The sequence below is a fragment of the Micromonospora sp. BS32 genome, from assembly GCF_059089345.1.
Genome location: NZ_JBSSHR010000182.1, coordinates 1 through 312 on the forward strand (window position 1 = coordinate 1; position 312 = coordinate 312).

The window sequence follows — 312 nt, forward strand, 5'->3', positions numbered from 1 at the left end:
GCACGGTCTGAGCGGCCTCGGTCAGCGGCATGTCCTGCCAGCCGTCGATCTGCTTGAGGCCCTTCTGGAAGGCCATGGTGGAGTAGATCGGGTCGGTGATCTGCTCCGGGCTGCCCCAACCACTGGACGGGCGCTGCTGGAACAGGCCCAGCGAGTCGTGGTCGTTGCGGTCGCCGAGGTGGCCGAGGTTCTCCAGCTTCGACTCCTGCAGGCTGGTGGCGATGGAGATGACCGCGGCCCGCTCGTCCAGACCCGACTTCTTCGTCCCGGCGATGATCGCCTTCACATTCGCGGTCTGCTCATCGTTCAGAT

1 pseudogene is annotated in these 312 nt (G+C 65.4%); it reads right to left on the bottom strand.

From position 1 onward, the window contains the following. Positions 1 to 312, bottom strand: a pseudogene (locus AC5RWQ_RS30815) (hypothetical protein); the annotation flags it as partial.